Genomic DNA, 26,544 nt, shown 5'->3' with positions numbered 1-26,544 from the left:
CTCACCCGGGCGCGGGGCCGGCCCCGGCCCGTACCGCCGCGGCCACGACCCCCACCAGCAGCACGACAGCCACCCCCAGCGCCCACCGGACCCCCGGCCCCGCGTACAGGAGCCCCCCGGTCGCCGCACCCAGGAACAGCACCGCCACCGACACCGCCCTCCGCACCGCAGCCGGCCTGCCCCGGGCGCCGGCCAGCGCCGTGAGGGTCCGGGTGACCACCGTGGTCGTCAGGTCCGGTACGTCCAGCCGGCGCACCATCCCGTTCTGCAGGCCCATCCCGGCCGCCAGCGGCACCAGTACCGCGTACCGCCCGGCCCCGGACACCTCGCAGCCCAGCGCCACCCCGGCCAGCACCGCCTCCACGGCGACCAGCAGGGCCGTCAGCCGACAGCCGACCGCGGCACGGGGCCACCGCCCGGCCGCCACCGCACCCACCAGGAACGCAGCCAGCGCCGTCGCCGGCCCGGCGGCGGAGAGCCCCGCGACCCCGGCCACCGCCAGGCCGAGGAAGACCACGTTCCCCGTCATGTTCGCCACGAACACCCGGCCGAGCCCCAGGAAGCTCACCGCGTCCACCAGCCCGCTCACGAACGTCAGCACCAGCAACAGCGGTGCCGGCCCGGAAAACCGGTGTCCCTCGGGGAACAGCCGGCCGCCCGCCGCCGTGTCCGGGCCCGTCACGGCACGCCCGGACGCGGCGGTCGGCCGGCCGCCGGCCGGCCGCCGGCCACCACGACGGTGCCGGTGCGCGCTGCCTCCATGCCCCCAGTGGACCAGCGCCCGCACGGGTACGCGACCGGACCCCGCGCAAGGAGAAGCCCGCGCAAAGGGAAGCCCGCGCAAAAAGAAGTGGGCCGCCGGGCCGCGGGTTGGTAGCGTGCGGGACACCGTGACAGGACGCCAGGAGGTGGGACCCATGAACACACGATCGAGGTGGGTGCTCCCTCCTTCCGTCACGGTGTGCGACTGACCCAGGTGTCGTCGGGAGCGCCTCAACACGGCACTCCTGAAAGGCGACAACCCATGGACTTCCACCCCGTGCACATCACCCGGACCGCGGAAACGCGGTGGGAAGCCGTCGCGGACGACCGCGTCGTCGGCCACGGCGACGTCTCGTACCGTCCCGACGGGCGGCTCTTCGTCAGCATCGACGTGTGGCAGGACGCGCTCTTCGACCGACTCGTGACCGCCGTCCTGGCCGACCTCCCGATGACGCCCGTCCACACCCTGGTGGGCGAGCACGACACCGCCCTGAGGGCGCGCTGGGAACGGGCCGGCTTCACGCTCGTACGCCGCGAACGCGAGTACGTGCTCCCCACCGACCCGGCCGCCACCGGCCTGGCCACCCCGCCCGCGGCCGCCGGCCTGGAGATCGTGCGCGGCGGCGAGGCGGACGAGGCGCGGCTGCGCCTGCTGGACCGGGCGGTCCGCGACGAGGTCGGCGCCACCGTCGGATGGCGGACCATGCCGGCCGAGGTGCTGGTGCTCCCCGGCGGCGACACGCTGGGGGACCCGTCCCACTACGCCGTCGCCGTCCGCGACGGCCGGTACGTCGGCCACGTCCGGGTGGTGCCGGTCCCGCGCCGGGCGCGCATCGGGCTCATCGCCGTACGGGCCGACGAGCGGCGCCGGGGCGTCGGCCGCGCGCTCCTGGCCCATGCCCTCGGCGCACTGCACGACGCGGGCACGGCATCGGCGTGGGCCGAAGCGGACGAGTCCAACACCGCCGCCATCGCCCTGCTCAAGCAGGCAGGAGCACGTCAGAGCGGTGCCTGCCTGGAACTGGCCCGCACCTGACCACAGCCGCAAGGCCCCGACCCCCGCCCCCTCCCCGACCCCGCCCAACCCGACCCAACTCAACGAATCGAGAAACAAGACACCTTGGTGAGAACAGCGAACGGCCTGGAGATCGAAGGCACCGTCGTCGACTGCCTGCGCAACGCCAACTTCACGGTGGAGCTGAGCAACGGACACCGCGTCCTGGCGCACATCAGCGGCAAGATCCGCAAGAACCGCATCAAGATCCTCCCGGAGGACCGGGTCCTGGTGGAACTCAGCCCGTACGACCTGACCCGCGGCCGCATCCTCTACCGCTACCGCAACTGACCCCCCCCACCGTGCGCCCGGCCCGCCGGGCGCACGGGCCCCGGGGCTGAGCCGGCATGACGCCCGCGACCCGGCGGCCAGGACGCCGGCCGCGCCCGGTGTCCGCCGTGTCTCCGCGCCCCCGCGTCCGGGGCAGGCCGCGGAATGCGCCAGGCGGCGGGCTTGTCGGGCAATCCGGGTAGCGGCGCCGTCGGACGGGCAGACGCCCGATCATGCAGGAAAAGATCACCGGCCTTGCCCGTACCGTCCGCGACCGCCGCCGCGAGCCCGTCGTCGTCCAGGCACTCCGCTCCACGCTGGCCGCCGTACTCTCCTACGTCGTCGCCCTCCGCCTCAGCAGCGAGCCGGCGCCCCTCACCGCCCCGCTCACCGCACTCCTCGTCGTCCAGGTCACCCTCTACTCGACGTTGACCACCGGCATCCGGCGGATGAACTCGGTCGTCGCCGGCGTCCTGATCGCCATCGCGTTCAGTGCGCTCGTGGGCCTGAGCTGGTGGAGCCTCGGCCTGCTGATCCTCGCGTCCCTGCTGGTCGGCCATCTGGTGCGGGTCGACGAGTTCGTTCCCGAGGTCGCGATCAGCGCCATGCTGGTCCTCGGGGTCACCCGGGTCGCCGACACGGCCTGGGACCGCATCCTGGAGACCCTGATCGGGGCCGCCGTCGGTCTGCTGGTCAACCTCCTCGTCGCGCCGCCGGTCTGGCTCGGCCCCGCCGGGGACGCGATCACCGGCCTGGCGGAGCGGATGAGCCGCCTGCTCGTCCACATGGGCGAGGCCCCGATCGCCGCCGGCACCGGTGACGTCGGCCAGGCCGCCGCGCGACTCCACGAGGCGCGCCGCCTCGACAACGACATCGCCCACGTCGACGCGGCGCTCCGGCAGGCCGAGGACAGCCTCCGCCTGAACCCCCGCGTCCGCGAAGGGCTGCTGTTCCGCCTGGTGCTGCGCACCGGTCTGGACACCCTGGAGATCTGCGCGGTCGTCCTGCGGGTGGCCTGCCGGACCCTGACCGACATGGCACAGGCCCGCCCCGCCGACCAGCACGGGCCGGAGCTGCCCCCGGGCACCCACCAGGCGCTGCGCAGCGTCCTGGAGCACACCGCCGTGGCCGTGGTGAGCTTCGCCCAGCTGATCTCCGCCCAGGTCAGCTCCAACGCCGAGGAGGCGGAGGAGCGGCTCTCCCACGAGCTCGCGGTCGCCCGCGCGAGCCGGGACCGCTTTGCCGTCCTGCTGTGGGCCGTGGTCCGCGAGCACCCCGCCCAGTGGCAGCTGTACGGCGCCCTGCTGGCCGAGATCGACCGCGTCCTGGACGAGCTGGGCGTGGAGAAGCGCACCCAGCGCCTGATGGAGGAACTCGACCGCCACGCCCGCGCCCGCCGGACCCGCCGCCCCGGTGGCCGCCGCCGCCTCCGCGACCGCCTCCCGACCCCGGCCGGGCGCAAGGGATGACCGCCTCCGCCGAGCCCTGCCCCGGTCGGGCCCCCGCCCGTACGTGCTAGCCGCCCGGGGACGCCAGCCAGCGCGCCATCGCCCGCGTGATCGCACCGCCCGCGCGGCGGTCGTATCCCTCGAAGCACGGCATCGCGTTCGCTTCGAGGAAGTACCACTCCCCGCTGGCCCGGTCGACCTTGAAGTCGACGCCCAGCAAGGGCACCCCGGTGTGTGCGGTCAGCCGGGCGCAGCCGCTGCGGACGGACTCCGGGAGCGTGATCGGCCGGTAGTCGTTCACGCCCGCGACGGTGCGGTAGTCGAGCACCGGAGAGTGGATCGCCTCGCCGAAGGCCTCGTCGCCCACGGTGTGCACGCGTACGTCCGGTCCCACGATCCGCTCCTGGAACAGCACCGGCACCCGGGCCAGCCGGTCCAGCCGCTCCGCATGGCGCGCCTCGTAGACCTGCGCGAAGGTCTTCACGGCGGACGCGCCCTTGAACACCGCCCCCCGCGCGCAGCCGGCGACGAACGCGCGCGCCTCGTCGGGGTCGGAGGTCAGACACGTCCGGGGCACCAGCCAGCCGCCCACGGCGGCCAGCGTCACCGCGTGCAGGACCTTCGTGAACCCGGTGGCCTCGCGCAGCGGACGGTTCATGACCCGCACCGGCAGGTGCTCGAACAGCCGCAGGAGCGCCTGGTAGTGGCCGGCGGCGGCGCGCCCGGAGCCGGCGTCCGGTGCATGGGCGGACACGTCCAGCAGCCGGCACCACACGGCCTCGGCCTCGCCGATCCGGATGACCCGGCGGCCGGTGCCGACCGTCGCGCCGGCCAGGTCGTCGAGGGGGACCCGCACCGATCCGCACAGGGCCAGGGAGGCCAGGTCGACCGCGGCATGGTCCAGGCCCGCGGCCCGTACGGCGTGGAGTCCGGCCAGGAACGTCGGGTCGGCGGCCACGCCGACGCACAGGATCACGGGACCAGCCGGTCCAGCAGTGCGGCGTACGCGGCGTCCTCGACCGGCCCGAAGTGGTGGTGGCTCGCCCAGGGTGAGGCCTCCAGGAGGAGCAGCGCCCCGTCGTTCCGGTCGTCCCGCTCGTCCCGGTCGTCCCCGTCGGGGGTGCTCACGGTGACGATGGCGAACTCCGTCCGCCTGGCGTGCAGCCAGTCGCGGATCGAGGCCACCTCCCGTGCACGGCGGGCGAGCGCCAGCCGGTCGCCGAGGGAGCCGAGGCCGAACGTGGCGGCTCCGGCGACGAGGAACCGACGCGTCCGCCCGGCGTCGATCCGCGTCACGTGCACGACGTCGTACGGGGTACGGGCGGCGGGGTCGAGCTCCGCGTGGTCGTCGAGGCGGTAGGCGTGGTTCCCGGGCTCGTCCGGCCCGTCGGTGAGGGTGCCGGCCGCGAGGATGCGGGACGACGACGCCGCGAGCTCCAGCGGGTCCAGCCGGGGCGGGTACCCGTACACCGTCGGCCGGTTGACCACCGGGCCGGGCCACAGCGCCACGGCCGCCCACAAGGCGGCCTGCCGCTCGGCGGCGGCGAACCGGGCGGCCGCCGAGGGGGAGGCCGACGAGGAAGGCGAGGGCGAGGCCGCCGGCAGGCCCCGGCAGAGGATCCCGACCGGAGGCCGGCCGTCGACGAGCACGGTGCTGCGGTGGCGCAGCCCCCGGGAGACCCTGACCGTCACCGAGAGGCGGTCGAAGCCGGCCGCCACCACGGTGTCCACGCCCCGGCCGGTGGCGAAGCGGGCAAAGCGTACGGCGGTCTCGTCACCGTCCTCCGCCAGCACCAGCAGCGTCATCGCCCTCCCCGAAGGCCCGCAGTGCCTCGGCGACCAGCCAGGCGCGCTCCCCGATCCCGCTCACCACGTCCGGCCGGGCCTCGGGCGGCACGAAGAGCGCCTCCTCGTCGCACGGCGGCCCGCCTAGCGGGGTTCCCACGTCAGCTCGGCGCCCGGCCCGCCCGGCACCCGGTCGACGCCCCAGCCGCGCTCGTACTCCTTGTACTCGCTGCGCTCGGTCGACTCGCTGTTCTCGCTGCTCTCCGTGGTCTCGCTGGTTTCGCTGCCCTCGCTCCCCTCGGTCCCCTCGCTGCCCTCGGAACCCGTGAACGAGGCTTCGGCGCAGGCCCCGGGGCCCCGCGCGCCGAGGAACTGCAACGCCAGCTGCTGTACACCGTCCGGAAACTCGCCGAATGCGCGCCCGCTCATCGCACGCCGCCCCCTCGCCCGTGGCCCAGCCTCTCCTCATCGAACCGCGCAACCACCGCGCACGCAAGGCCCGTTCGACCACGCCGGCGGGTCCGGCCGGTCCGGCCGGACCCGCCGGACCCGGGGGAGCTGCGGCGCCGGAGGGGCTCCGCGGGGGCCGTCACCCGCACCCGCGTCGCGGACGACGCGTCGGCTTTTACCGGCCCCTCTCCATTCCGTCAAGCCACGTATTGCAGTGGCGTGACCGGGCCCCGCGTCCGGGGTTTATTTGAAGCACGGCCCCACCGGGGAATCCCTTCCCGGAAAACGAGGCCGGACCATTCATCCGGAATTCCCGGAAGGATCGTCCGAACCACATCACCCCAGATGGAGAATTCCGATGTTCACGCTTTCCCTGACCCATCGTGTTGTCCTGGCCGGTTCCTCCCTGGCGCTGGTGGGTGGCGGTATCGCCCTCCCCGCCACCGCGCTGGCCGCCCCCGCTCCGCAGGCCGTGGTGACTCTGGCTCCTGCCGACAGCGCCGACGGCATCGGTACCGGCGGCGACGCGAATGCCGAGAACACCACGGCCGGCGGTACTGCCACCGGCGGCAACGCGAATTCCGGAGTCGGCGAATGCAAGGGCAAGTGCACAGTGACCACCGGAAACGCCACGGGCGGCAATGCCAGCGCCGACGCCTACAACGAGGGCGACGCGACCGCGGTGGGCGGAGACGGCACCGGTACCGGCGGCACCGTGGTGAAGAAGGACATCAAGAAGCAGGTCAAGGAAGTCGTGAAGAAGAAGGTCGGCAAGTAGGAAGAGCCGCCACGGCGGGTGCCGGAGGTCCCACACCCCTCCGGCACCCGCCACGTCCTGTGCGCCCCCCGCCCCCTCACTCCAGGCGGCGCCGCTCCTCCTCGGTCCAGTTCCGCGAGTCCCGCGGTTCGACGTACGGCTCCTCGTCCTCGGGCAGCCCGGCGGCGATGGCCCTCTGGCGGGCCATCTCGGCGTCGAACTCCAGGCCCAGGAGCACGGCGAGGTTGGTGATCCACAGCCACACCAGGAAGACGATCACGCCGGCCAGGGTGCCGTACGTCTTGTTGTACGAGCCGAAGTTCGCCACGTAGAACGCGAACCCGGCCGAGGCGACCATCCAGATCGCCAGCGCCAGGAAGCTGCCCGGAGTGATCCACCTGAAGCCGCGGCCCTTCGCGTTCGGCGCGGCCCAGTAGAGGATCGCGATCATGATCGTGACGAGGACGACGAGCACCGGCCACTTCGCGATCGACCACACCGTCATCGCCGTGTCGCCCAGGCCCAGCGCGTCGCCCGCCTGCCGCGCCACGCCGCCCGTGAACACCACGATCAGCGCGCTCACCACGGCCAGCACCATCAGCAGCACGGTCAGCGCCAGCCGCAGCGGCAGCACCTTCCAGACCGGCCGCCCCTCGGGCATGTCGTAGACCGCGTTCGACGCCCGGATGAACGCCGCGACGTACCCGGAAGCCGACCAGACCGCGAGGACGAGGCCGGCGACGGCCAGCAGCGAGCCGACACCGCTGTTGCCCTGCAGCTGCTCCACGGCCTTCGTGATCACATCGCGGGCCTGGCCGGGCGTGAGCTTCTGCAGGCCGTCCAGCACCTGCCGGGTGGCCGACTCGCCCGCCACGCCCAGCATCGACACGAGCACCAGCAGGGCCGGGAAGAGCGCCAGCACTCCGTAGTACGTCAGCGCGGCGGCCCGGTCCGCCAGCTCGTCGTCCTGGAACTCCTTCAGCGTGCCGCGCACCGCGGCCCGCCAGGACCGCCCGGGCAGCTCCGCGGGCCGGTCCGGCGGGCCCTCCCCGTCATGCGATGTCGTCCTCGTAAGCCTCATGGTCGGCGCATGTCCATTTGGCCCCCGACCATGCGGGCCACCCTGCGCCGGGTCTCACGAGAACGAGTTGAGCGTGGCGCTGGGCGCGACCCGGTAGGCGTCGCGGTAGTACGCGGCGAAGTGACCGGGGTGGGCGAAGCCCCACCGCCTCGCGACCGCCGTCACCGTCGTGGCCCCGGGGTCGGCCGCCAGCAGGTCGCGGTGCGCCGCGGCCAGCCGTACCCGCCTGAGGTAGCCGAGCGGCGTGCTGTCGAGGTGGCGGCGGAAGGCGTACTGCAGGGCCCTCGGCGTGACGTACGCGGCGGTGGCGATGTGGGCGAGCGTGATGTTCTGGTGGGCGTTGGCCTCGATGAACGCGACCGCGCGCCGCACGGTGGCGGGGGTGGCGTCGGCGGTGTCGGCCGGCCTCCCGTCGTCGCGGCCGCTGTGGGGCAGGGCGGCGAGGGTCGCGGCGGCCAGGTGCCGGGCCGCGGTCCCCACCAGCAGCTCGTGGGCGCCGGCGGCCGGGTCGTCGAGCACGTGGTCGCGTACGTAGGCCACGGCGGCGGCCAGCTGCCGGCCGGCGGCCGGCGTGACGGGCCGCGGCCCGGTCAGCCGCACCGGGGGGCCGCCGGGTGCGACGGGGGCCACGGCGTCGAGCAGGGCGGTGTCGAACAGGGCGATCGTGTAGCGGGCGGCCCGTACTTCGCCCCGGTAGGGCCGGTCCGGCGGGGCGATGAGAAACGTCTCGCCGGGGCCGAAGACCTCCTCGCGGCCGTCGGTGAGGTCGGCGAGGGTGCCCTCGTGCATGCTGATCAGGCACACCTGACCGAGGCTGCGGGCGTCGTAGGCCATCGTGTAGCCGAAGTCCAGGCGGTCCATCGCGAGAGGTCCGGCCGCGCGGCGGCTGATGCGCACCCGCGCGTCCTCGACCGGTCCGCCGATCCTCATCGGCGTGTACGCCGTGGACAGGAACTCCTCGGTCTCCTCCAGGCTCGCACTGTCGAACAGGAGGGACCGCGCTCCCGCATCCGACCCCGAGTCCGACACCGTCATCACCTGCCGCCCTTCTCCCGCCCTCGCCCCTCGACGGAACGCGCCCGCGCCCGCACCGGAAGGCGTCCCGTATCGAGTGTGCCGCATCCCGGCGGGCCCGGGCGGCTCCCTCCGGCCCCGTTCAGGACCCCCGGGTCAGCCGCCCGACCCGCCCCGCTCCAGGCTGCGGAAGGTACGGCGGTACGTGTCGGGCGGAACGCCGACCGTCCGGTGGAAGTGCCGCCGCAGCGTCGTGGCGGTGCCCATCCCCGTCGTGGTGGCGATGGCGTCGACGGTGGCGTCCGTGCCCTCCAGCAGTTCCTGGGCGTGCCGGATGCGCTGGGTGTGCAGCCACTGGAGGGGCGTGGTGCCGGTGACGGTTCTGAAGTGCCGGGTCAGGTGGCGGGAGCTCATGCCGGCCTGCCGGGCGAGGTCCTCCACGGTCAGGGGTTCGTCGAGGCGGGCCAGGATCCAGGGGAGCAGCTCCGCCAGGGGGTGGCTGCCGGGGGCCGGGACGGGCGTACGGACGAACTGGGCCTGGCCGCCCTCGCGGTGGGGCGGCACGACCAGCCGGCGGGCGATCGTGTTCGCGACCGTGGTCCCGTGGTCGAGCCGGACCAGATGGAGGCACAGGTCCATCGCCGCGCCCTTCCCCGCGGAGGTCAGGACGCTGCCGTTGTCGACGTACAGCACGTGGGGGTCGACGCTGACGGCCGGGTGACGGCGCGCCAGTTCGTCGGTGTGGGCCCAGTGGGTGGTGGCGCGCCGCCCGTCGAGCAGCCCGGCCGCGGCCAGTACGAACGCGCCCGTGCACAGGGACGCCACCCGTGCCCCCGCCTCGTGGGCGGCCCTCACCGCGTCCACGAGTTCGGCCGGCGGGTCGCGGTCGACGTCGCTCCAGCCGGGCACGATCACCGTGTCCGCCCGCGCCAGCCCGTCCAGCCCCTCGTCCGGCTCCAGCCGGAACCGGTCCACGCGTACCGGCCCCGGCCCGCACACCGAGAACCGGTACCAGGGGTCCACCAGGTGGGTCAGGTCCGAGCCGAAGACCTCACAGGCCAGGGACAGCTCGAAGTGGAGCATTCCGTCAGTGACCGCCAACGCGACGCTTCGCATGTCGGGAAGTGTACGGGCCGTGTCGTTCCGGACACTGTCGGCGGGGAGCGGCCCCGGCCAGGATGAATCCCGTCAACAGCCGGCGCGGCGCGAGCGGCCGGCACACGCGAGAACAGGGGAGTGGCATCCATGAACGGCACGGCACAGCACACGGTCGCGGTCTACGGCGCCTACGGACACACCGGGCGGTTCGTCGTGGCCGAGCTGACCGCCCGCGGCCACCGGCCGGTGCTCGTCGGCCGGGACGCCGCGAAGCTGGCCGGGCTCGCGGAGGCGACGGGGTACGAGGCCCGCCCCGCCGCGGTCGACGACGCGACGGCGCTCGACCGGGCACTGGCCGGCACGGCCGCCGTGATCAACTGCGCCGGCCCCTTCGCCTCCACGACCGGCCCGGTGATCGAGGCCGCCCTGCGCGCGGGGATCCCGTACCTCGACGTGGCGGCCGAACTCGAGGCCAATCTCGACACCTTCGCCCACTACGCCGACCGGGCCCGGGAGGCGAAGGCGGTCGTCGTTCCGGCCATGGCCTTCTTCGGCGGGCTGGGCGACCTGCTGGTCACGGCCGCGATGGGGGACTGGAGCGCGGCCGACGAGGCGCACATCGCGTACGGCCTGAGCAACTGGCACCCCACCGCCGGAACCCGCCTGTCCGGCGCGGTCTCGCGCGAACGGCGCGGCGAGCACCGCCTGCGCTACAGCGGCGGCGGCTGGGAGCGCCGCACCGACGCCCCGCCCGCCGCCGAATGGCCCTTCCCCGCGCCGATGGGCCCCCGACAGGTCGTCACGGAGTTCACCATGGCCGACGTCGTCACCGTGACGGACCACCTGGCGATCCGCGACGTCCACACCCACATGGCCGCCGGCGCCGCCCGCGACATCGCCTCGTCCGACACGCCTCCGCCCGCCGCCACCGACGAGCTCGGCCGGTCCGACCAGACCTTCCTGGTCGACGTGGTCGTCCGCTCGGGCGGTGCGGAACGCCGGATCGTCGCCGAGGGCCGGGACATCTACGCCGTCACCGCGCCCCTGGTCGTCGAGGCCCTCGACCGCGTCCTGACCGGACGGACCCGCACCACCGGCGTCGCCTCGGCCGGCCGCATCTTCGACGCGGCCGACTTCCTCGCCGCCCTCGCCCCCCACGTCACCGTCCGCCCCGGCGCCTGACCCGCCAGACTCGCCTCCCGGCCCCTCGCCCGACCCGGCCCGGCGGTGTGGACTACTCCCGCCGCCGCGACGCGGCTAGGCTCCGGGAATGCAGCGAGCTGAGATCCTCAAGCGAGTGATCGGAATCCTGACGGAAGCTCAGGAGATCCGCCGCGCCGTGGAGGCCGGTGAGGAGGACGAGAAGGCCGAGCTCGAACCGAGCGTGGTCACCCAGATGCTGAACGAGATGCTGCCGGCCATCAGCGTGCCGGCCGACGCGACCCCGCAGGAGGTGGCGCGCAGCGTCGCCGGAGCGCTCGGCCCGGTCCTGCAGACCATGATCTCGGGGTTCACCCTGGCGTTCACCAGCCTCGCGATGACCCACGACGGCGGTCAGGACGACGTCTCCTCGGCCGAAGTGCTGCGCACGCTCGCCCTCCAGGTGGAGGCCGGGATGTTCGACGAAGGCGCCTGACCGGCTGCGGGAACGCCCGACGCCGGGCGTCGGCGTCGGGCGTTCCCACGCGCTCCCCGCGTTCGGGACGTCAGCGGCTGGGGCAGGCCGCCTGGGTGACCTTGCCGGCGGTGGCACCCGTCGAACCGGGGTCCAGGGTCAGGCACCTCCCGGTCCACTGGTTGATGAAGTAGTAGCCGCGCGCCCCGCCGAGCAGGTTCACCGGCATGACGTTCCACAACTGGCTGCCGGAGGACCACCGGGTCTCGCACGGCCACCAGAACATCTGGGTGCCGTCGCCCGGCGGCGTGCCGTTGTTGTACGGGACGGTGAGGCAGTTGCCGTTGCCTGCCCGGATCCAGTAGTAGCCCTTCCCGTCGTACTGGGGAGGCATCGCGGTCCACTGCTGGCTGCTGGGCGCCGGGTTCGCGCAGGCGCGCTGCGTCACCAGGCCGCCCTGGCCGTCGCTGAACGTGTCGCCGCGCACCATGCAGCGGTTCGTCGCGGTCGTGCCGACGTACTGCCTGCCGGAGTTGACCGTCCACACGGCGGGGTGCGGTTCCTGCACGTACGCGTTGCGGTTGAGCTCGGCGACCACCGACAGCGGGGTGACGCCGGGCGTGTCGCTGCTTTCGAAGTAGTTCACCGCGATGAAGTTCGGGTTGCGTCCCGCAGCGGGCCTGCAGTCCCGGTCGATGCGGTTCTTGAGGTTGATCCCGTTGTCCGCGTCGGACTTGCTGCCCGGTACCACGTCGTTCGAGTTGAACTGGTTCATCGTGAACACCGGGGTGAGGACACCCTTGTTCGGCATGGGGTTCTGGTTCAGGGCCTGGCTCTGGCCCCGTCGCTCACAGCCCGCCGGCCGGCCGTCGTACGAGTACCGGGTCTCCACCGTGTGCGCCCACGTGTACATCAGGGCGCCCGAGCCGACGGCCACGTCGTCGGCCCACCTGTCCTGGAACACCACCAGGCGCCGGTTGTCGGAGACCATCCTGCTGAGGAGCGGCCAGTTCCTGCCGGTGATGTTGTAGGCGCCGGGCGAGAACAGCATGTTGCCGGCGCCCTTGGCGTTCAGGACGTCCGAGATCGTCCGGGTGAGCGTCTCCCGGCTGGCGTAGTTCTCCAGGAAGAGCGTGACCACCTCCGTCGGGTTCGCCTTCAGGAAGTCGACGATCGTCTCGAGGTCCTTCTCGAACCACGAGTAGCAGAGGAACTCGGTGTGGCACAGCAGGACGTCGCTGTCCTGCGTCTCGCTGTTGACCGTGATGTCGTAGGTGTCGAGCATCAGCCCGCGCACCCCGCTCCGGAGCTGGTCCGAGATCGAGCGGGACTGCGCGCGCGGCCCCGGCACGATCGCGGTGTTGGCGTACGCGTTGTGCGTGGTCACCCACGACCACTGGTCGAAGCGCGCGGCCCCGTACTTGCTGTCCGCCGCGGCCGCGGGCGCGGGTGCCGTCAGCGCGGCGGCGAGGAAGAGGAACGAAAGCGCCGTCAGGGCCAGTTGCCGCAGGGTACGTGTACGGCGGAGGGTCCCCGGGCGGGGCCCGCCGCCTCCGGTCCCGGCCGTCACGGCACGAGAGCCTGTAGTCCGCATGTCTCTCTTTCACACTGGTGGGGCGACCGGCGCGCCAACGGCGCGGCGGTCGGCAGGGATTGAGGGGACCGGGCGGCGCGGCAGAACCGTCCGGCATCGCCCGGGATGCCCCCACCCAACACGGCGCGCACGGGCCCGGGCCAGGCAGTTGCACCGGCAGGAATGACGCCCCGCGTACTTCTGCCGGTGGCGCCGGCAGCCGCCACGGCCCGCGGAGCGCCCCTCACCCCGCGCCGAGGTCGGCGTACACCAGGTGGTGGTCCGACCGGGGCGTCGGGACCACCCGGTGCCCCAGCGGGACGGGACCCCGCAGGAAGACGTAGTCGAACGTGAGCTGCCAGTCGGTGGTCGGCACGCAGTCCCCGGCGGCCGCACACCCCGGCTCCGAGTCCGCGGCCACGCTCCGCACCACGGCCAACTCGGGCGCCTCCGGCACCGCGTTGAAGTCGCCGAGCACCACGGCACGGTCGTGGCGGGCGACGGCGGCCGCGAGGACGCGGGTCTGCGCCGCCCGCACGTCCTCCTGCCGCCGCTGGGCGAGGTGCGTGTTGAACACCCGGACGGACCGGCCGCCCACGGTGGTCGTGACCGCCAGGTAGCCCCGGTCCTCGGAACCGCCGTCGGGGTACTCCACCGTGGCGGGGTCCGTCAGCGGCGCCGCCGAGAGGACGGCCTGGCCGTAACCTCCCGGCCGCCACGGCAGCCCGCCGCAGCGGGACCGGTTCCGCAGCACCGGCCCGTACTCGACGTGGTAGGCGAGCCCGTACAGCCCCTCCAGGTAGTCCCGGATCCTGCCGACGTCGGCAGTGCAGGCCTCCTGGAGGGCCACGACCTGGGGCGCGTACGCGGCGATCTGCGCGGCCCGGTCGGCGTTGCTCGCCCCGCAGGGGTTGCAGAGGTTCCACGTCATGACCCGGTTCGGTACGACGTGCCCGACGGCTCCCGCCGGCAGCGGCCTCCCGTAGACGGCACCGCTCGGCGCGCTGGGCCCGACGAGCACCACGCAGGCGCCGGCCAGCGTGCCGGCGAGCCACCGCCCGCCCCTACCGAGCACCGTCGCCTCCTCACCGCGGACGCACCCGGCATCCGACGTCCCTCCCGTCACCTGAGGCTATAGGACGGGGAGAGGGCCTAGCGTGGGGGAATGGAGCTGCTGCTGATCTCGGACACGCACGTCCCGGCACGGGCCCGGTCACTGCCGGCGGAGCTGCTCGACGCGGTGCCGCGCGCCGATGTCGTCGTCCATGCGGGGGACTGGGTGGACGCCGCCACCCTCGACCTCCTCCAGGAGCGGTCGCGCCGCCTGGTCGCCGTGTACGGCAACAACGACGGCCCGGAGCTGCGCGCCCGGCTGCCCGAGGTCGCGTACGCGGAGCTGGGCGGCCTGCGGTTCGCCGTGGTGCACGAGACCGGCCCGGCCCAGGGTCGCGAACGACGCTGCGCCGAGCGCTTCCCGGACACCGACGTGCTCGTCTTCGGCCACAGCCACATCCCGTGGGACTCGGTGGCCGACGGCAGGCTGCGGCTGCTGAACCCGGGGTCGCCGACGGACCGGCGGCGCGAGCCGCACTGCACGTACATGACGGCGCGGGTCTCGGCTGCCGGACTTGAGGACGTACGGCTGCACCGGCTGCCCGGCCGCTCGGCCTGACGCCCGCGGAAGCCCCCGACCGCCATGTGCGGGGCGGCCGGTGTTCACCCGCTGATCACGTCCCATTACAATGACATGTGAAATATCACATGTCATGCCACCGCAGGGGTGGCCACCTGACAAGGAGCTCACCATGTCGACGACCAAGACCCGCTTAGCCGCCCTCGCGACCGGCTTCGCGGGCCTCACCGCCCTCACCCTCACCCCCGCCCACGCGGCCACGCCCCCGGCGGCGGTCGCCGAGACGGTCGTGACGTGCGGCCCCTCCGGCCTCCAGGCGGGTCTGTCCACCCGGCTGTGCGCCGAAGTCACCGGCACCACCGTCGAGTTCTACGGCACGGTCGGCCTCGCGGGCCCGCCCTCGCCCGGCAGCCCCGCGCCCGCCCCGAAGGAACTGCTCACGACGCTCTCCGCGCAGGTCGTCGGCAGCTCCACGCCGCCGGACACGCGGTACCGGGAGGTCATCTTCCTGACCGCACCCCTCGAAGTGCGCGGCCTCGCCGGCGAGTACCCCTGTGGCTCGACCGTCCACGGCACCTTCGGTGTGGCGTCCTACCCGCGCTCCGCCAGCCCGGTCGCCCACGAGGTCACCCTCACCTGCTGACCGCGCACCGCTCCCGTACCGCCGCGCCCGCCCGGCGGTACGGGAGCCGGTGCCGGCCCGCCGGCCGACCGGCCGTAGCGTTGGCCCATGCCGATCACACCGTCACGCGTGGAACTGCACCCGCTCACCCGATCCGACCAGGACGAGTTCTGCGCCCTGGTCCGCGCCAGCTCCGACCTGCACGGGCCGTGGATGCAACTGCCCGCCACCGCACCGGAGTTCGCCGCCTGGATGGACCGCTTCGAGGACGGCACCAACCTGGGCTTCCTCATCCGCGTCCGGGACACCGGCGCAGCCGCCGGCATGGTCAACATCAACTCGATCATCCGGGGCCGCTACCAGGGCGCGTCCCTCGGCTACGCGGCCTTCGCCCCCTCCGCAGGACACGGCTACATGACCGAGGGCCTCACCGCCATCCTGCGGCACGCCTTCACCGACCTGCTCCTCCACCGCCTGGAGGCCAACGTCCAGCCGGGCAACGAACCGTCCCGCGCCCTGGTCCGCCGCCTCGGCTTCCGGTACGAAGGCCTCTCGCCCGCCTACCTCTACATCGACGGTGCCTGGCGCGACCACGAACGCTGGTCCCTCACGACCCCCACCCCCCACACCCCCCACCCCACTCTCCCGAGGGTCTGACCTCCGGCCGCCTGGGAGCCGTACCCCTCAGGCCCGCAGGCCGGCCCGCCGGAGCGTCAGCCGGGACAGGTCGTCGATGGCCCCGGCGTCCCCGCGCCGCCACGCATCGGCCAGGCCCCCCGCCGGTACCGGGACCGAGGCCAGGTCCTTCAGCGGCCCGGTCAGCGCCCGCAAGGCCAGCAGATCGGCGCCGCCGGGTGCATCGCGCAGGGCCTGGATCCGGGCGCTGCGCCGGATCCAGTGCACGCGCGGCGGGAGCCACAGCACCAGCACGAACACGACGGAGAAGAAGATCAGAGCGAACGTCGTCAGATTGGCGACCCGCCCGACCAGGTCCTGCAGCGACTGCCCGGCGTCCGAGAGCCCGTCGCTGGCGTCGGCGGCGGACTGCAGCGGCTTCTTCAGCACGTCCCCGATCAGCGGAACGTCCGACGCCGCGTCCCCCGCGTCGTGGAGCCCGGACGCCAGGCTCCCGCCCGCGTCCTCCACCTTCCGCCCCGGCTCCGCCAGCAGCATGATCGCGTCGTGAACGGCCAGCGCGAACCAGACGGCGACGGTCACCAGGACCACGGCCGTCAGGTCGGCCAGCACCTGCCGGAGGCGACGGGCTGGGGTCTGGGCGTAGAGGCGCATCGGCGTGCTCCTGTTCCGGCGGCATCGACGGACGGGACCGGTCCGGTCCCCGACGGCGAGGCACGACGGCCGTGACAGCCAGTCATGGCCCGCACGCCCGACCGTACGTGCTCACCTGCCCTCCGGCCGGTCTCCGCATACCCGTGTCGGCCCGGGCGCCGCTCGCGTGCGCCCCTGCGCGCCGGCCCGCAGCCTGCCGCAGGACCCCGGGGCGACACCGCCCCGGCCTGGGGCTGAGGCCCGGCCCGCCGCGGCAGCGGGCGCACCCCCGAGGCGTAACCGACCCCGCCCGCGCCACCACGCTCCGCCATCTCCACCCGCCGGTGCCCGGAACGAATCCGACCGCACCCGCATGCCGGTCCGGCATGCGGGGAGCAGCGGGTCATGAGCACCAGCAACCCCGACCCCGACCCCCGCACCACCCCCGGGCTGACCGGCGGCGGATCCGTACCGCCCGGTGAGACCCCGCCGGCCGAGTCCGGCACCGGAACGGGAACGGGCCCGTACCGCCCGCTGAAGCGCGGCTGGGGCGGCGGCCCGCTCACCATCGTCATCGTCCTCGCAGTCCTGGTGGCCCTGTTCTTCCTCGTCTACGGCATCCTCGTGGCCCTCTGAACCCCACCGCCCGGACCACCTGTGTCATCATCGTTCCCGACCGACACACCGCACGTCCGGGGGGTTCCGTGCTGGCACTTGGCATTCTCTTCGCGATCATGATCGCGCTGGCCGTCGTCCTGATCGTCGCGATCATGCGCCGCAGAACCAGCGGCGCCGAAACGGCCGAAGGCCTCCGCCTGGAACAGGACCGCCGGGTCCAGGCCCACAACGACCGCATGTCGTACAACGCGATGCTGCTGCACGGCACCCCGCCCACCCTCAGCGACAGCTACCGCCCCTGAGCCGCCCCGCACGGGGAGCGTCCGGGGTCACAGCCCCTCGGCAGGAGCGGGCAACCGGTGCCACGGGTGCCCGCACGCACCCTTGCAGTACGTCTCCCTGCGCCGCGCGTCGGCGACGGCGAACACGGACACGAGCACCCGGAACGCCCTCACGTGTTCGTCCGGCGGCAGCCGGTGGAACCCGTAGCGGGGCGGGTCCAGGCAGACCATCACCGCAGGGTTCGCCGTGGGCTTCACACCCGACCGCAGCACGCCCTCGCGCCCGTCGGCGGGCGTGATGTGTGCCTGCATGGCGTACCCGGCAACGTCCCGCAGCACCGTCTCCCGATGCGCGGGGGAGAGCCCGGAGAACCACGCCACCGCGTCGTCCAGGCTCCGCAGCCCCTGGGCCACCCCGTTGACGACCACTTCGGTCGCCTGCCGGACGCCACCGCCGTCCCCGTGATCCGCCTCGGCCATTCCCGTGCCCCCGTCCGTGCCGGCCACGCCCGCGGCCCGGCTTCCGCGGAGCCTAGTGGCACCCGGTACCGCCCTGCGAGGCGGATTTCGGCATGGGCCGGGCGGCGGACCGGTGGCGGACCCGTGCCGGTCACCGATCCGCCGGCCCCTGCGTTCACGAGTCGCCGCGGCCCGCCGGTACGGCGGCAGGCGCCTCGGCCGGCTCCGCACCGGAGCCGGCGGCGGGGAGCCCCCGCGGCATCCGGCTCGCCGCGACGGCGATGAACAGCGCGACGCCGATGGCCGTGGCGATCCCCGTACGCAGCGAGCTCGCCTCCGCGACGAAGCCGATCAGCACCGGACCGACGAGCAGGCCCGCGTACCCGATCGCCGACACCTGGGCGATGGCGGCGTCGGAGCGGCCCGGGACGACCGCGCCGGCCAGCGACATGCACAGCGGCACCACGATGCAGACGGCCAGTCCCGTCAGCGCGAACCCGGCGATCGCCCAGGCTGCGGACGGCGCCACGACCACCAGCAGCACTCCGAGAGCCGTCGCGCTGCCGGCCGCCGCCAGGAGCGGGCGGCTGCCGAGGCGCAGGCGCAGCCGGTCGCCGAAGAGCCGGCCGGTGAAGGTGGCCACCTCGTACAAGGGGTAGGCGAGGGCGGCGACCGCCTCCGTGGTGTGCAGCTCGCGCGTCAGCAGCAGTCCGCTCCAGTCCGCCACCAGCCCTTCGACGAGGAGGGCCATGAAGGCGACGGCGCCGATCAGGTAGACGATGCCGGGCAGGTTGCCGCGCTGCTCGGTCTCCTCCTCCTCGGCCGGTTCGTCGAGGTACGTCCAGCCCACCGCGAAGGCCGTCGGCAGCGCGACGGCCGCGACGCCCAACACCGAAGCGGTGTACGGGACATCGAGCGCGGCCAGCAGCACGGCCAGCAGGCCGCCGGCCACCGCGCCGGCGCTCCACCCGGCGTGGAACCCGTTCATCATCGGCCGTCCGGACCGCCGTTCGACCAGGCTGCCCTGCGCGTTCATCATCGCCTCGGCCACACCGGACGTGACGCCGAAGCCCGCGGCGGCGGCGAGCAGCAGCGGGAACGAGGGGCTGAGGGCGATCAGGCCCACGGACACGGTCACCAGCGGCGTGCCGATCCGCAGCAGCAGCCGGTTCCCGACCGCCGCGACGATCCAGCGCATGCACTGCATGGTGAGCGTCGCCGCGACGCCCCAGGACAGGATCACCAGCCCCACGTCGCCCGCGTCCAGGCCGAGTTTGGCGGCCAGTCCCGGGAGTCTGGCGGCCAGGATGCCGTTCACCACACCGACGAGGGCGAAGGTGCCGAGGACACCTCTGTGGGCGCGCCGCAGGGCGCTTGCCGGGGGAGTCTGCATGCTCCGTCTTCCTGTGTGCTCATACGGGCAACTGCCAGGCACGTCAAGGCTGCACGGCAGGATTTCTTCTTGATCAGAAGTGTGCCGGAAGGCTTGCGCTGATTACTAGATCATCTCGTAGGATCTTCGCACCGGACATCGAGGGGAGTGGGAAAGGTACGGCTGCCACCAGCAGCCCATGACACCTTGCGCCCCCCCCATTCATCCGGATCCCCCACGCGTCCCGGCATCCCCGCATGCCCCACGCATCCCCGTGATCCAGCCGACACCGCGGCGCCCGGACGAGGCGCGCCGCGTGAGTGAAGGACGAAGGATTGATCTCCCGACTGCACGACCCCGCCTCGCGGGGCTTCGCCAGCGACAACAACGCAGGCATCCACCCGGACGTCCTGGCCGCCCTCACCACCGCCAACGAGGGCCACCAGACCGCGTACGGCGACGACGCCTACACCGAACGGCTCCAGCACGTCTTCCGCGACCACTTCGGCGCGGGCGCGAGCGTGTACCCCGTGCTCACCGGCACCGGCGCGAACGTGGTGGGCCTCCAGGCCATGAGCGAGCCGTGGGGCGCCGTCATCTGCGCCGAAAGCGCCCACGTCAACACCGACGAGTGCGGCGCCCCGGAGCGGATCGCCCACCTCAAACTGCTCACCGTGCCGACGCCCGACGGCAAGCTCACGCCCGCCCTCATCGAGCAGCAGGCAGGCGGGCGCGGCGACGTGCACCGCGCCCAGCCGACCGTCGTCACGATCACCCAGCCCACCGAGCTCGGCACCCTGTACACGCCGCAGGAAATCGCCGACATCTGCACCTACGCCCACGAGCACGACATGACGGTGTACCTCGACGGCGCCCGGCTGGCCAACGCCGCGGCCGCCCTCGACGTCCCCCTGCGGGCCCTCACCACCGACGCGGGCGTGGACGTCCTCTCCTTCGGCGGCACCAAGAACGGCCTCCTGCTCGGCGAAGCGCTCGTCGTGCTCAACCCGGACGCCGTCCGCGGCACCGCGTTCCTGCGCAAGGCCGCGGCCCAGCTGGCATCCAAAATGCGCTTCGTATCGGCCCAGTTCATCGCCCTCATGGAGTCCGGAGCGTGGCTGGCCAACGCCCGCCACGCCAACGCCATGGCGCGCCGCCTGGCCGAAGCCGTCGGGGCGCTGGCCGGCGTACGCGTCAGCCGACCCGTGGAATCCAACGCGGTCTTCGCCGTGCTGCCCGCGGACGCCACGGCCCGCCTGCAGAAGCGCCACCCCTTCTACGTGCGCGACGAACGGGTCGGCGAGGTCCGCTGGATGTGCTCCTTCGACACCACCCCGGAGGACGTCGACGCCTTCGCCGCGGCCGTGGCCGAGGAACTCGCGGCGACCCGGACGGAATCGGGAGCGGTACGGACGTGAACACCCTCACCGGCATGCACCGGAACGCCGACCCCGACCACAGCGGACAGCCCCTGCCCGCGCGGGTCCGCCGCGCGCCCTTCACCGGCGAGCGCGCCGTCGAAGCCGGGCTGAACTGGAGCCAGCAGGAGATCTGGGCGCTGATCGAGAAGTCGGCGCCGGACCACCACGTCTACAACGTGGTCGAGGCCTTCCGCGTACCGCCCGCTGTCCGCCCCACCGAGGACGAGTGCCTCGACGCGCTCTCGTTCCTCCTGACGCGCCACGAGGCCCTGCGCTCGGTCTTCCCGCGCACGCCCGACGGCCGTGTCGTCCAACGCGTCCTCACCGAAGGCGAATTGCCCGTCGAGTTCGTGGACACCCCCACGACCACGGGTGACGAGATCGGCGTACTGGAGCGCTTCTTCGCCACCCGGCGGTTCTCCTTCGCCGACGAACTGCCGATGCGCCTGGTGCTCCTGGTCACCGAGGGCCGCGTCTGGGGCGGGGTGTACGTCTTCTCGCACATGGCGGTCGACTGGTACGCCCTCCAGCACCTGGCCGAGGAGGTCGCCGAGTACTTCCGCAACGGGCGTACGCTCGCTCCGCTGCCGCCCGGCACGATGACCTCGGCCGGCCTGGCCGAGTGGCAGCAGTCGCCCGACGGCATCCGCCGGCGCGACCGCACCCTGGCCCACGTGGCCGCGCTGTACCGCGACCGGCCGCCCCTCGCCCTGCCGCCGGCGGTCGCGGACCTCCCCGAAGCGTCGGCGTACCGGCAGGCGGCCCTCCGTTCGCGCGCCGCCCAGCACGCCGCCGCCCGCATCGCGGAGGACACCGGTCTCAGCGTCGCGGCGGTCATCGTCGGCGCGACGGCCCTGCTGCTGCGCGAACTCACCGGAGGCGACCGCGTCGACCTGCACCTCACCAGCTCGCAGCGCTTCGGCCGGGACAGCCGCACCACGATCGCCACGATGATGCAGGAGAGCTACTTCTCGGTGGACCTCACGGGCGCCGACCTGCCCGAGGCGGTCAAACGGTCCTGGCCCGCGGCCATCACCGCCTTCCAGAGGTCCGGATGCGACGCCGACAGCATGAACCGGCTCCTCGCCGAGCTGGGCGACGGCCCGGACGCGCCGCTGCGCTTCGCGTACTGCCTCAACGACCGGCGCACGCTGCCGGCGGACCGGGCCGTACGACGCGACGTCCCGGCCGCCGACCTGCTGTCCGGCACCGTCCTCACCTGGCTCCCGGTCACCGAGCAGGAGCCCTTCTACCTCATCGTCGACGACGGAGAGGAAGCAGCAGGGGCTGCCGGCGAGGGCGCAGGCCAGTACCTCGAATTCTCCCTGACCTGCGACATCCGGCACATCACCGAGGCCCGGATGGAGTCCTTCCTGCGCGAACTGGAGCGCTCGCTCGTCGCGCTGGCCGACTCCACCGCATGACCGAGGCCGCCATCCGGGCGGCCGACCGCACCGGCACCAACCCGAAAGAACGCATCACCATGGACGATTCCGGCTTCAGCACCATGCTCGCGCGCCTGTCCGAGAAGTCGCGCGACGAGTACTACAACCCGTACACCAAGTTCACGTGGCCCGACACCGTGCCCGAGGACCAGTGGTGGATGAACCCCGACTACCTCACCGTCTCCGGCACCGGCCTGATCGACGACGAGAAGACGCTCAAGGCGCTCGCCCGCTACGAGACGGTCAACTTCTTCAGCCTGCACGTCCACGGCATCCGCGAGCTGATGATCGAGGTCGCGAAGCGCATCCACACGCCCGACTTCGCCGAGTACAACGAGTACCTGCACCACTTCATCGGCGAAGAGAACGCCCACATGTGGTTCTTCGCGGAGTTCTGCCACCGGTACACCGGCGGCATCTACCCGGAGGCCGCCTCCCCGCTCCGCCGCGAGGGCTTCGGGAACCTGTGGGACGACGTGATCGTCTTCTCCCGCATCCTGATCTTCGAGGAGATCTTCGACTACTACAACAGCCGCATGGGCAAGGACCAGCTGATCCCGGACATCCTCCGCGAGATCCACGCGGCCCACCACCACGACGAGAGCCGGCACGTCGCCTTCGGCAAGCAGCTCGTCAAGCGCCTCTACGACCGCGCCCTCGCCGCGGACCCGGACCGCCGCGAGGAGATCGAGAAGTACGTCAAGGACTACATGACGTACTCCGTGCGCAGCCTCTACAACCCGCAGATCTTCCGTGACTGCGGCGTCGAGAACCCCCTCGCCGTCCGGCGCGAGGCGCTCTCGCACCCGGTGCGCGAGGCGTTCCACGTCAAGCTCATGGCCCGGGTCGACCGGTTCTTCGTCGCCGGCGGAATCTTCAGCACCTCTTGGGGGACCGACCATGTCAACGCGTGAGAACACCGGCACCAACCCGACCACGGCACACCCGTCGATGGACACCGTCCTCGCCTTCCTCAGGAAGCTCAACGCCTCCGTGGACACCATCCCCTGGGACCGCGACCTCATCGAGGCCCGGATCCTCGACTCGCTGGCCTTCGTCGAGTTCCTGCTGCTCATCGAGGAACTGACCGGCGAGCCCGTCGACCTGGCCACGACGGACGTCAACCACTTCCGCACGCTGGAGCGCATCGACGCGTTCCTCACGGAAGGTGCCGGCCATGCGCACGCCTGACGCGGGACTGCGCGCCCCCGTCGACGTCACCGACGGCCTGGTCACGCTCGGCCCCGAGGCGGTCCGCCTCCGGGCCGCCCTCGACCGGGTGTTCACCGGCTGGGCGGCCGCGGCCGGCGCCGCAGAGGTCCTCTACCCGCCGCTGATCCCGGTCGCCGACCTGGCGCGCTTCGACTACTTCACCAACTTCCCGCACCTGGTCCTGGCCGCCGCGGCGGTCAACACGGACGCGATCGCCGACCTGCCCGCGCACCCCGCGGAGCCGGGCACCACCCTGGGCGGCCACCAGCTCGCCGAGGCCGGCCTGGTCCTGCCCTCGGCCGCCTGCTACAACGCCTACCTGTCCCTGTCGGGCAGCCGGCTCGACGAGCCGGTCCGGCTCACGACCCTCGCGCAGTGCTTCCGGCGCGAGACGCACTACGAGGGCCTGCGCCGCCTGCACGGCTTCACGATGCGCGAGATCATCGCCGTCGGCGACGCCGAAACGGTCAAGGGCCACCTCACCACCCACAAGGACCTCGTGCTCGGCTTCGCCGCCCACCTGGGCCTCGACCTCACGACGGAGGTCGCCACGGACCCGTTCTTCGACGCCAACGGCTCCCGAGCCGTGATGCAGCGGCTCTTCCCCACCAAGGAGGAGTTCGTCGCCGACGGCGGCCTCGCGATCGCCTCGGTCAACTACCACCGCAACTTCTTCGGCGAGCGCGCCGGGATCCGTTACGCGGGCGAAGAGGCCCACACCTCGTGCGTCGCGTTCGGCATGGAGCGGTGGCTGCACGTCCTCGCCGGGCGCTTCGAAGGCGACTGGCAGGCCGCGGAAGAGGCAGTGGCATCCTTCCCCCTCCCCGAGGGGACGGCATGACCGGCCACCTGATGCCGGCCGAGTGGGAACCCCACGAGGCCTGCATGCTGGCCTGGCCGCCGTACGAGTCGCTGTGGGGCGACAGCTTCGCCTCCGTCGAGCGGGAGTACGCGGAGACCGTCCGGGCCATCGCCGCCTTCGAACCGGTGATCCTGCTCGTCCGGCCCGGCCAGGCCGAGCGGGTCAGGGCGCTCTGCGATGTCGACGTCACCACCGTGGAAGTCCCCATGGACGACGCCTGGCTCCGCGCGACCGGACCGATCGTGGTCCACGGCCCGCAGGGCCGGGTCGGGGTGGACTTCCGCTACAACTCCTTCGGCGAACGCTTCCACCCCTACGCCCAGGACGACCGGATCACCGAACGCCTGCTCCCCGTCCTGGGCATCGAGCGCCGGGCCACCATGACCGTCCTCGAAGGCGGGGCGATCAGCGTCGACGGCGAAGGCACCCTGATCGCCACCGAGCAGTGCGTCCTGAACGCCAACCGCAACCCGCGGCTCGGCCGGGCCGACATCGAGGCCGAGTTCGAGGCCCTGCTCGGCGCGACCAAGGTGATCTGGCTGCCGTACGGCCACCTCGCGGGCGACACCGACGGACACGTGGACCACGTGTGCCAGTTCATCGGCCCCGGACGGGTCCTGGTCGAGGCGCCGGGCGACCCCGCGCGCCCCGACCACGCCCGCCTGCAGGCCAACCGCGCCGTCCTCGAAGCCGTCACCGACGCGGCCGGCCGGAGCCTGGAGATCCTCGAACTGCCGCCGCAGCAGCCGGTACGCGTCCACGGCCAGGACGCCGTCGTGAACTACATGAACTTCTACATCGCCAACGGCGGAGTGGTCATGCCGCTGGCCGGCACCAGCCGCGACGCCGAGGCCCTGGAAGCGGCCGCCAAGGCCTTCCCGGACCGCCGTGTCGTAGGAGTCGAGACCCCCACCCTGGCCACGGGCGACGCAGGCATCCACTGCATCACCCAACAACTCCCGGCCCCCCGACCGCACTGACCCAACGCCCGGCTCTGCCGCCCCACCCGGGCCGGCAGAGCCGGCAGCGGCACGTGAGCGAGAATCGGCACCCGATCCACCCCCGGCCTTCACCCGCGAAGACGGGCACCGCACCTCCGCGGTCATGGAACTCGCCGTACTCACCCGGCACCGCGGCCTCGGCCGCGACGGCCTACGCTTCCTCGGCCGCTGGGGCAGCGGACGGCGGTGCGGCGGTTCTCCGGCGGCGGTACGCGAACACGCCGCACGCCGGCACTACGAGAGCGGCCACGCCGGCCACCCCGAGGGCCGTCTGCTCGGCGAAGAGCCGGCCCAGCACTTCGAGGATGCCGAGGCCCGCGGTCGCGTAGATCAGCGCCCAGGCCGCTCCGCCCAGGAACAGGGCGGGAAGGTAGCGCGGCAGCGGCATCCGCATGCTGCCCGCGAGGAAATTGGCTGCGGTCTGGAAGCCGACCGTGAGGAAGGAGACGGCCACCACCGGCGCGCCCCACCGCTGGATCGCCCGCTCGGCGCGCCGGAACCTCGCCGAGGAGATCCGGTCGGCGAACCGGCTGCGCCGGGCACCGGCACCCGCGAGCCACCCGAGGGCGAACGTGCCTCCGGCGCGGAGCAGGACGATGAAGTACAGGGCACCGGCCGTGAGCGCGATCTTATCCACGGCACCCCGTCCCCAGCTCCGGCCCGAACCCCGGGGCATCCGTCATCCGCAGGGGCGCCCGGCCCCGGCCGGGCGCACGACGCACACGAGCCCGCTCAACGTCTCTCACCTGCGCCTGCCTCTGCCCGTTCCGTCCTAAGGGTGCCATCTGCGCCACCGGGACCCGAACCTGCACGCCCGTACGCCAAGCAAGGCAAGCCTAACCGAACGCCGATACGGCAGTACAGGCACCGGTCGGACGGCGCCGGCCAGGACGGTGGCCACCATCCTCCGCACGGCGCCGGCCTGCGGCGGGCCGCTCGTCCGGTCGGCGAACAGCAGGTGCCCGGCGCCGACGAGGGTGGGGGAGGGGGTGTCGACGTCGATGTCATCGGCCAGGCGCCCCGCGTCCCGCTCGGCGGCGAGGCAGGAGGCGATCACGGCGGTGCCCTGCACGGTCATGATTGCCTCGACCCGCCTGGGCGAGGACGGCAGCGCCTCCGTCGGCGTCGGCTCCTGCCCCAGCACCCGGTGGGGTGCGAGGTCCGTGGCGAGCCGGCGGCCGGTCAGCCGTCGAACTCGCCCGGCCCCTCGGCCGGCAGCAGGTCCCGGGCCCGGCGCTCCATGAGCACGGGGAGGTAGGTCCGCACACGCGCGTACCTGAGCTCTTCGAACGCCGTCTGGACCGACCCGCGCACCACGTCGACGTCCACGTGCGGATGCGCCTTCATCAGGCGTTCTGCCACGAGGCGGATGGTGGAGGCATCCTCTTCCGACTCAGCCATCAGACACCTCGGTTCGGTCTCGTGCCGGCTGCTTCCTCCCA

The 26,544-nt window shown here is 73.1% G+C and carries 31 protein-coding genes and 1 pseudogene; 17 read left to right on the top strand and 15 right to left on the bottom strand.

Features of this window, described 5'->3' with window-relative positions:
- Position 1 precedes the first annotated feature (1 nt).
- Positions 2-601 carry a YoaK family protein gene (locus ACIF6F_RS22405; RefSeq protein WP_399949212.1) on the bottom strand — a complete coding sequence of 200 codons (600 nt, stop codon included), beginning with the start codon at positions 599-601 and terminating at the stop codon, positions 2-4.
- A gap of 423 nt (positions 602-1,024) precedes the next feature.
- Here ACIF6F_RS22405 and ACIF6F_RS22400 point away from each other — a divergent pair, with 423 nt between their 5' ends.
- From ACIF6F_RS22400 to ACIF6F_RS22390, 3 genes are all read left to right on the top strand, one after another.
- Entirely contained in the window at positions 1,025-1,798 is a 774-nt protein-coding gene (locus ACIF6F_RS22400) for a GNAT family N-acetyltransferase (RefSeq protein ID WP_399949210.1), read from the top strand.
- Between the two features lie 84 nt (positions 1,799-1,882).
- Positions 1,883-2,107 carry a translation initiation factor IF-1 gene (gene infA / locus ACIF6F_RS22395; protein WP_399949207.1) on the top strand — a complete coding sequence of 75 codons (225 nt, stop codon included), beginning with the start codon at positions 1,883-1,885 and terminating at the stop codon, positions 2,105-2,107.
- Between the two features lie 212 nt (positions 2,108-2,319).
- The gene (locus ACIF6F_RS22390) at positions 2,320-3,555 is read left to right on the top strand and encodes an aromatic acid exporter family protein (RefSeq protein ID WP_399949205.1); all 1,236 of its coding nucleotides are present in this window, start codon (positions 2,320-2,322) and stop codon (positions 3,553-3,555) included.
- A 46-nt stretch (positions 3,556-3,601) separates the two neighbouring features.
- Here ACIF6F_RS22390 and ACIF6F_RS22385 read toward each other — a convergent pair whose 3' ends face one another.
- From ACIF6F_RS22385 to ACIF6F_RS22375, 3 genes are all read right to left on the bottom strand, one after another.
- Positions 3,602-4,510: a hypothetical protein gene (locus tag ACIF6F_RS22385; protein ID WP_399949203.1), complete on the bottom strand. Its 909-nt coding sequence runs from the start codon at positions 4,508-4,510 to the stop codon at positions 3,602-3,604.
- Positions 4,507-5,340 (bottom strand): hypothetical protein, encoded by an 834-nt coding sequence (locus ACIF6F_RS22380; RefSeq protein ID WP_399949201.1) that lies wholly within the window; start codon positions 5,338-5,340, stop codon positions 4,507-4,509. Before ACIF6F_RS22380 ends, ACIF6F_RS22385 begins: the two co-directional genes overlap by 4 nt.
- Before the next feature lie 123 nt (positions 5,341-5,463).
- Entirely contained in the window at positions 5,464-5,748 is a 285-nt protein-coding gene (locus tag ACIF6F_RS22375) for a hypothetical protein (RefSeq protein ID WP_399949199.1), read from the bottom strand.
- A 379-nt stretch (positions 5,749-6,127) separates the two neighbouring features.
- Here ACIF6F_RS22375 and ACIF6F_RS22370 point away from each other — a divergent pair, with 379 nt between their 5' ends.
- A complete protein-coding gene (locus ACIF6F_RS22370) occupies positions 6,128-6,547 on the top strand; it encodes a hypothetical protein (RefSeq protein ID WP_399949197.1) in 420 nt (139 codons plus the stop codon).
- Positions 6,548-6,623: 76 nt separating this feature from the next.
- On the opposite strand, the gene ACIF6F_RS22365 is transcribed toward ACIF6F_RS22370, so the two are convergent.
- The 3 genes from ACIF6F_RS22365 to ACIF6F_RS22355 all read right to left on the bottom strand — a co-directional run bounded on the left by ACIF6F_RS22365 (position 6,624) and on the right by ACIF6F_RS22355 (position 9,737).
- On the bottom strand, positions 6,624-7,607 hold the full coding sequence (locus ACIF6F_RS22365; protein WP_399949195.1) for a YihY/virulence factor BrkB family protein: 984 nt from the start codon (positions 7,605-7,607) through the stop codon (positions 6,624-6,626).
- Positions 7,608-7,661: 54 nt separating this feature from the next.
- Positions 7,662-8,642: a helix-turn-helix transcriptional regulator gene (locus ACIF6F_RS22360; protein WP_399949193.1), complete on the bottom strand. Its 981-nt coding sequence runs from the start codon at positions 8,640-8,642 to the stop codon at positions 7,662-7,664.
- 135 nt (positions 8,643-8,777) lie between these two features.
- Positions 8,778-9,737 (bottom strand): helix-turn-helix domain-containing protein, encoded by a 960-nt coding sequence (locus ACIF6F_RS22355; RefSeq protein WP_399949191.1) that lies wholly within the window; start codon positions 9,735-9,737, stop codon positions 8,778-8,780.
- Between the two features lie 129 nt (positions 9,738-9,866).
- Between ACIF6F_RS22355 and ACIF6F_RS22350 the strand changes: the two genes are divergently transcribed.
- Positions 9,867-10,901 (top strand): saccharopine dehydrogenase family protein, encoded by a 1,035-nt coding sequence (locus tag ACIF6F_RS22350; protein WP_399949189.1) that lies wholly within the window; start codon positions 9,867-9,869, stop codon positions 10,899-10,901.
- A gap of 88 nt (positions 10,902-10,989) precedes the next feature.
- Positions 10,990-11,355: a hypothetical protein gene (locus ACIF6F_RS22345; protein WP_399949187.1), complete on the top strand. Its 366-nt coding sequence runs from the start codon at positions 10,990-10,992 to the stop codon at positions 11,353-11,355.
- Positions 11,356-11,425: 70 nt separating this feature from the next.
- Here the strand turns inward: ACIF6F_RS22345 and ACIF6F_RS22340 are convergent, their stop codons facing one another.
- A complete protein-coding gene (locus tag ACIF6F_RS22340; protein WP_399949185.1) occupies positions 11,426-12,904 on the bottom strand; it encodes an RICIN domain-containing protein in 1,479 nt (492 codons plus the stop codon).
- 247 nt (positions 12,905-13,151) lie between these two features.
- On the bottom strand, positions 13,152-13,982 hold the full coding sequence (locus ACIF6F_RS22335) for an endonuclease/exonuclease/phosphatase family protein (protein WP_399949183.1): 831 nt from the start codon (positions 13,980-13,982) through the stop codon (positions 13,152-13,154).
- A gap of 90 nt (positions 13,983-14,072) precedes the next feature.
- Between ACIF6F_RS22335 and ACIF6F_RS22330 the strand changes: the two genes are divergently transcribed.
- The 3 genes from ACIF6F_RS22330 (at position 14,073) to ACIF6F_RS22320 (ending at position 15,819) form a co-directional block, all read left to right on the top strand.
- On the top strand, positions 14,073-14,579 hold the full coding sequence (locus ACIF6F_RS22330; RefSeq protein WP_399949181.1) for a metallophosphoesterase family protein: 507 nt from the start codon (positions 14,073-14,075) through the stop codon (positions 14,577-14,579).
- A gap of 133 nt (positions 14,580-14,712) precedes the next feature.
- The gene (locus ACIF6F_RS22325) at positions 14,713-15,183 is read left to right on the top strand and encodes a hypothetical protein (protein WP_399949179.1); all 471 of its coding nucleotides are present in this window, start codon (positions 14,713-14,715) and stop codon (positions 15,181-15,183) included.
- A gap of 87 nt (positions 15,184-15,270) precedes the next feature.
- Complete coding sequence (locus ACIF6F_RS22320) at positions 15,271-15,819, top strand: GNAT family N-acetyltransferase (RefSeq protein WP_399949177.1); 549 nt, start codon at positions 15,271-15,273, stop codon at positions 15,817-15,819.
- 27 nt (positions 15,820-15,846) lie between these two features.
- Here the strand turns inward: ACIF6F_RS22320 and ACIF6F_RS22315 are convergent, their stop codons facing one another.
- The gene (locus ACIF6F_RS22315) at positions 15,847-16,452 is read right to left on the bottom strand and encodes a hypothetical protein (RefSeq protein ID WP_399949175.1); all 606 of its coding nucleotides are present in this window, start codon (positions 16,450-16,452) and stop codon (positions 15,847-15,849) included.
- Positions 16,453-16,836: 384 nt separating this feature from the next.
- On the opposite strand from ACIF6F_RS22315, the gene ACIF6F_RS22310 reads away from it, so the two are divergent.
- The gene (locus ACIF6F_RS22310; protein ID WP_399949173.1) at positions 16,837-17,067 is read left to right on the top strand and encodes a DUF6480 family protein; all 231 of its coding nucleotides are present in this window, start codon (positions 16,837-16,839) and stop codon (positions 17,065-17,067) included.
- Positions 17,068-17,135: 68 nt separating this feature from the next.
- The gene (locus tag ACIF6F_RS22305) at positions 17,136-17,351 is read left to right on the top strand and encodes a hypothetical protein (protein ID WP_399949171.1); all 216 of its coding nucleotides are present in this window, start codon (positions 17,136-17,138) and stop codon (positions 17,349-17,351) included.
- A gap of 27 nt (positions 17,352-17,378) precedes the next feature.
- On the opposite strand, the gene ACIF6F_RS22300 is transcribed toward ACIF6F_RS22305, so the two are convergent.
- Positions 17,379-17,810, bottom strand: coding sequence for a DUF5958 family protein (locus ACIF6F_RS22300; protein WP_399949169.1), 432 nt, complete (start codon positions 17,808-17,810; stop codon positions 17,379-17,381).
- A 154-nt stretch (positions 17,811-17,964) separates the two neighbouring features.
- The gene (locus ACIF6F_RS22295; RefSeq protein ID WP_399949167.1) at positions 17,965-19,182 is read right to left on the bottom strand and encodes an MFS transporter; all 1,218 of its coding nucleotides are present in this window, start codon (positions 19,180-19,182) and stop codon (positions 17,965-17,967) included.
- A 314-nt stretch (positions 19,183-19,496) separates the two neighbouring features.
- Here ACIF6F_RS22295 and ACIF6F_RS22290 point away from each other — a divergent pair, with 314 nt between their 5' ends.
- The 6 genes from ACIF6F_RS22290 to ACIF6F_RS22265 are packed head-to-tail and all read left to right on the top strand — an operon-like array spanning position 19,497 to position 25,081.
- Entirely contained in the window at positions 19,497-20,579 is a 1,083-nt protein-coding gene (locus tag ACIF6F_RS22290; protein ID WP_399949165.1) for a threonine aldolase family protein, read from the top strand.
- The gene (locus tag ACIF6F_RS22285; RefSeq protein WP_399949163.1) at positions 20,576-22,006 is read left to right on the top strand and encodes a condensation domain-containing protein; all 1,431 of its coding nucleotides are present in this window, start codon (positions 20,576-20,578) and stop codon (positions 22,004-22,006) included. The genes ACIF6F_RS22290 and ACIF6F_RS22285 overlap by 4 nt, the downstream gene beginning before the upstream one ends.
- Positions 22,003-22,941: a diiron oxygenase gene (locus ACIF6F_RS22280; RefSeq protein WP_399949161.1), complete on the top strand. Its 939-nt coding sequence runs from the start codon at positions 22,003-22,005 to the stop codon at positions 22,939-22,941. The genes ACIF6F_RS22285 and ACIF6F_RS22280 overlap by 4 nt, the downstream gene beginning before the upstream one ends.
- A complete protein-coding gene (locus ACIF6F_RS22275; protein WP_399949159.1) occupies positions 22,928-23,218 on the top strand; it encodes an acyl carrier protein in 291 nt (96 codons plus the stop codon). Before ACIF6F_RS22280 ends, ACIF6F_RS22275 begins: the two co-directional genes overlap by 14 nt.
- Positions 23,205-24,080, top strand: coding sequence for a hypothetical protein (locus tag ACIF6F_RS22270; RefSeq protein WP_399949157.1), 876 nt, complete (start codon positions 23,205-23,207; stop codon positions 24,078-24,080). The genes ACIF6F_RS22275 and ACIF6F_RS22270 overlap by 14 nt, the downstream gene beginning before the upstream one ends.
- The gene (locus ACIF6F_RS22265) at positions 24,077-25,081 is read left to right on the top strand and encodes an agmatine/peptidylarginine deiminase (RefSeq protein WP_399949155.1); all 1,005 of its coding nucleotides are present in this window, start codon (positions 24,077-24,079) and stop codon (positions 25,079-25,081) included. Before ACIF6F_RS22270 ends, ACIF6F_RS22265 begins: the two co-directional genes overlap by 4 nt.
- Positions 25,082-25,253: 172 nt before the next feature.
- Here the strand turns inward: ACIF6F_RS22265 and ACIF6F_RS22260 are convergent, their stop codons facing one another.
- From ACIF6F_RS22260 to ACIF6F_RS22250, 3 genes and pseudogenes are all read right to left on the bottom strand, one after another.
- Positions 25,254-25,739 carry a DedA family protein gene (locus tag ACIF6F_RS22260; protein WP_399949153.1) on the bottom strand — a complete coding sequence of 162 codons (486 nt, stop codon included), beginning with the start codon at positions 25,737-25,739 and terminating at the stop codon, positions 25,254-25,256.
- 231 nt (positions 25,740-25,970) lie between these two features.
- Positions 25,971-26,180: pseudogene (locus ACIF6F_RS22255) on the bottom strand (TetR/AcrR family transcriptional regulator); the annotation flags it as partial.
- Positions 26,181-26,284: 104 nt separating this feature from the next.
- Entirely contained in the window at positions 26,285-26,503 is a 219-nt protein-coding gene (locus tag ACIF6F_RS22250; protein WP_399949151.1) for a three-helix bundle dimerization domain-containing protein, read from the bottom strand.
- Positions 26,504-26,544: the final 41 nt, after the last annotated feature.

The sequence above is a fragment of the Streptomyces sp. NPDC086023 genome (assembly GCF_044540325.1).
Taxonomy (GTDB): domain Bacteria; phylum Actinomycetota; class Actinomycetes; order Streptomycetales; family Streptomycetaceae; genus Streptomyces.
Note: the sequence above shows the minus strand (reverse complement) of the source record. Positions and strands in the feature narration are given on the sequence as shown.

Bases quoted from the DNA above. Each gene is read 5' to 3' on its own strand.
- ACIF6F_RS22300 (WP_399949169.1), bottom strand. From the start codon at position 17,810: ATGGCCGAGGCGGATCACGGGGACGGCGGTGGCGTCCGGCAGGCGACC.
- ACIF6F_RS22345 (WP_399949187.1), top strand. From the start codon at position 10,990: ATGCAGCGAGCTGAGATCCTCAAGCGAGTGATCGGAATCCTGACGGAA.
- ACIF6F_RS22350 (WP_399949189.1), top strand. From the start codon at position 9,867: ATGAACGGCACGGCACAGCACACGGTCGCGGTCTACGGCGCCTACGGA.
- ACIF6F_RS22280 (WP_399949161.1), top strand. From the start codon at position 22,003: ATGACCGAGGCCGCCATCCGGGCGGCCGACCGCACCGGCACCAACCCG.
- ACIF6F_RS22310 (WP_399949173.1), top strand. From the start codon at position 16,837: ATGAGCACCAGCAACCCCGACCCCGACCCCCGCACCACCCCCGGGCTG.
- ACIF6F_RS22330 (WP_399949181.1), top strand. From the start codon at position 14,073: ATGGAGCTGCTGCTGATCTCGGACACGCACGTCCCGGCACGGGCCCGG.
- ACIF6F_RS22380 (WP_399949201.1), bottom strand. From the start codon at position 5,340: ATGACGCTGCTGGTGCTGGCGGAGGACGGTGACGAGACCGCCGTACGC.
- ACIF6F_RS22295 (WP_399949167.1), bottom strand. From the start codon at position 19,182: ATGCAGACTCCCCCGGCAAGCGCCCTGCGGCGCGCCCACAGAGGTGTC.
- ACIF6F_RS22275 (WP_399949159.1), top strand. From the start codon at position 22,928: ATGTCAACGCGTGAGAACACCGGCACCAACCCGACCACGGCACACCCG.
- ACIF6F_RS22320 (WP_399949177.1), top strand. From the start codon at position 15,271: ATGCCGATCACACCGTCACGCGTGGAACTGCACCCGCTCACCCGATCC.
- ACIF6F_RS22400 (WP_399949210.1), top strand. From the start codon at position 1,025: ATGGACTTCCACCCCGTGCACATCACCCGGACCGCGGAAACGCGGTGG.
- ACIF6F_RS22270 (WP_399949157.1), top strand. From the start codon at position 23,205: ATGCGCACGCCTGACGCGGGACTGCGCGCCCCCGTCGACGTCACCGAC.
- ACIF6F_RS22355 (WP_399949191.1), bottom strand. From the start codon at position 9,737: ATGCGAAGCGTCGCGTTGGCGGTCACTGACGGAATGCTCCACTTCGAG.
- ACIF6F_RS22265 (WP_399949155.1), top strand. From the start codon at position 24,077: ATGACCGGCCACCTGATGCCGGCCGAGTGGGAACCCCACGAGGCCTGC.
- ACIF6F_RS22250 (WP_399949151.1), bottom strand. From the start codon at position 26,503: ATGGCTGAGTCGGAAGAGGATGCCTCCACCATCCGCCTCGTGGCAGAA.
- ACIF6F_RS22360 (WP_399949193.1), bottom strand. From the start codon at position 8,642: ATGACGGTGTCGGACTCGGGGTCGGATGCGGGAGCGCGGTCCCTCCTG.
- ACIF6F_RS22365 (WP_399949195.1), bottom strand. From the start codon at position 7,607: ATGAGGCTTACGAGGACGACATCGCATGACGGGGAGGGCCCGCCGGAC.
- ACIF6F_RS22315 (WP_399949175.1), bottom strand. From the start codon at position 16,452: ATGCGCCTCTACGCCCAGACCCCAGCCCGTCGCCTCCGGCAGGTGCTG.
- ACIF6F_RS22375 (WP_399949199.1), bottom strand. From the start codon at position 5,748: ATGAGCGGGCGCGCATTCGGCGAGTTTCCGGACGGTGTACAGCAGCTG.
- ACIF6F_RS22390 (WP_399949205.1), top strand. From the start codon at position 2,320: ATGCAGGAAAAGATCACCGGCCTTGCCCGTACCGTCCGCGACCGCCGC.
- ACIF6F_RS22325 (WP_399949179.1), top strand. From the start codon at position 14,713: ATGTCGACGACCAAGACCCGCTTAGCCGCCCTCGCGACCGGCTTCGCG.
- ACIF6F_RS22370 (WP_399949197.1), top strand. From the start codon at position 6,128: ATGTTCACGCTTTCCCTGACCCATCGTGTTGTCCTGGCCGGTTCCTCC.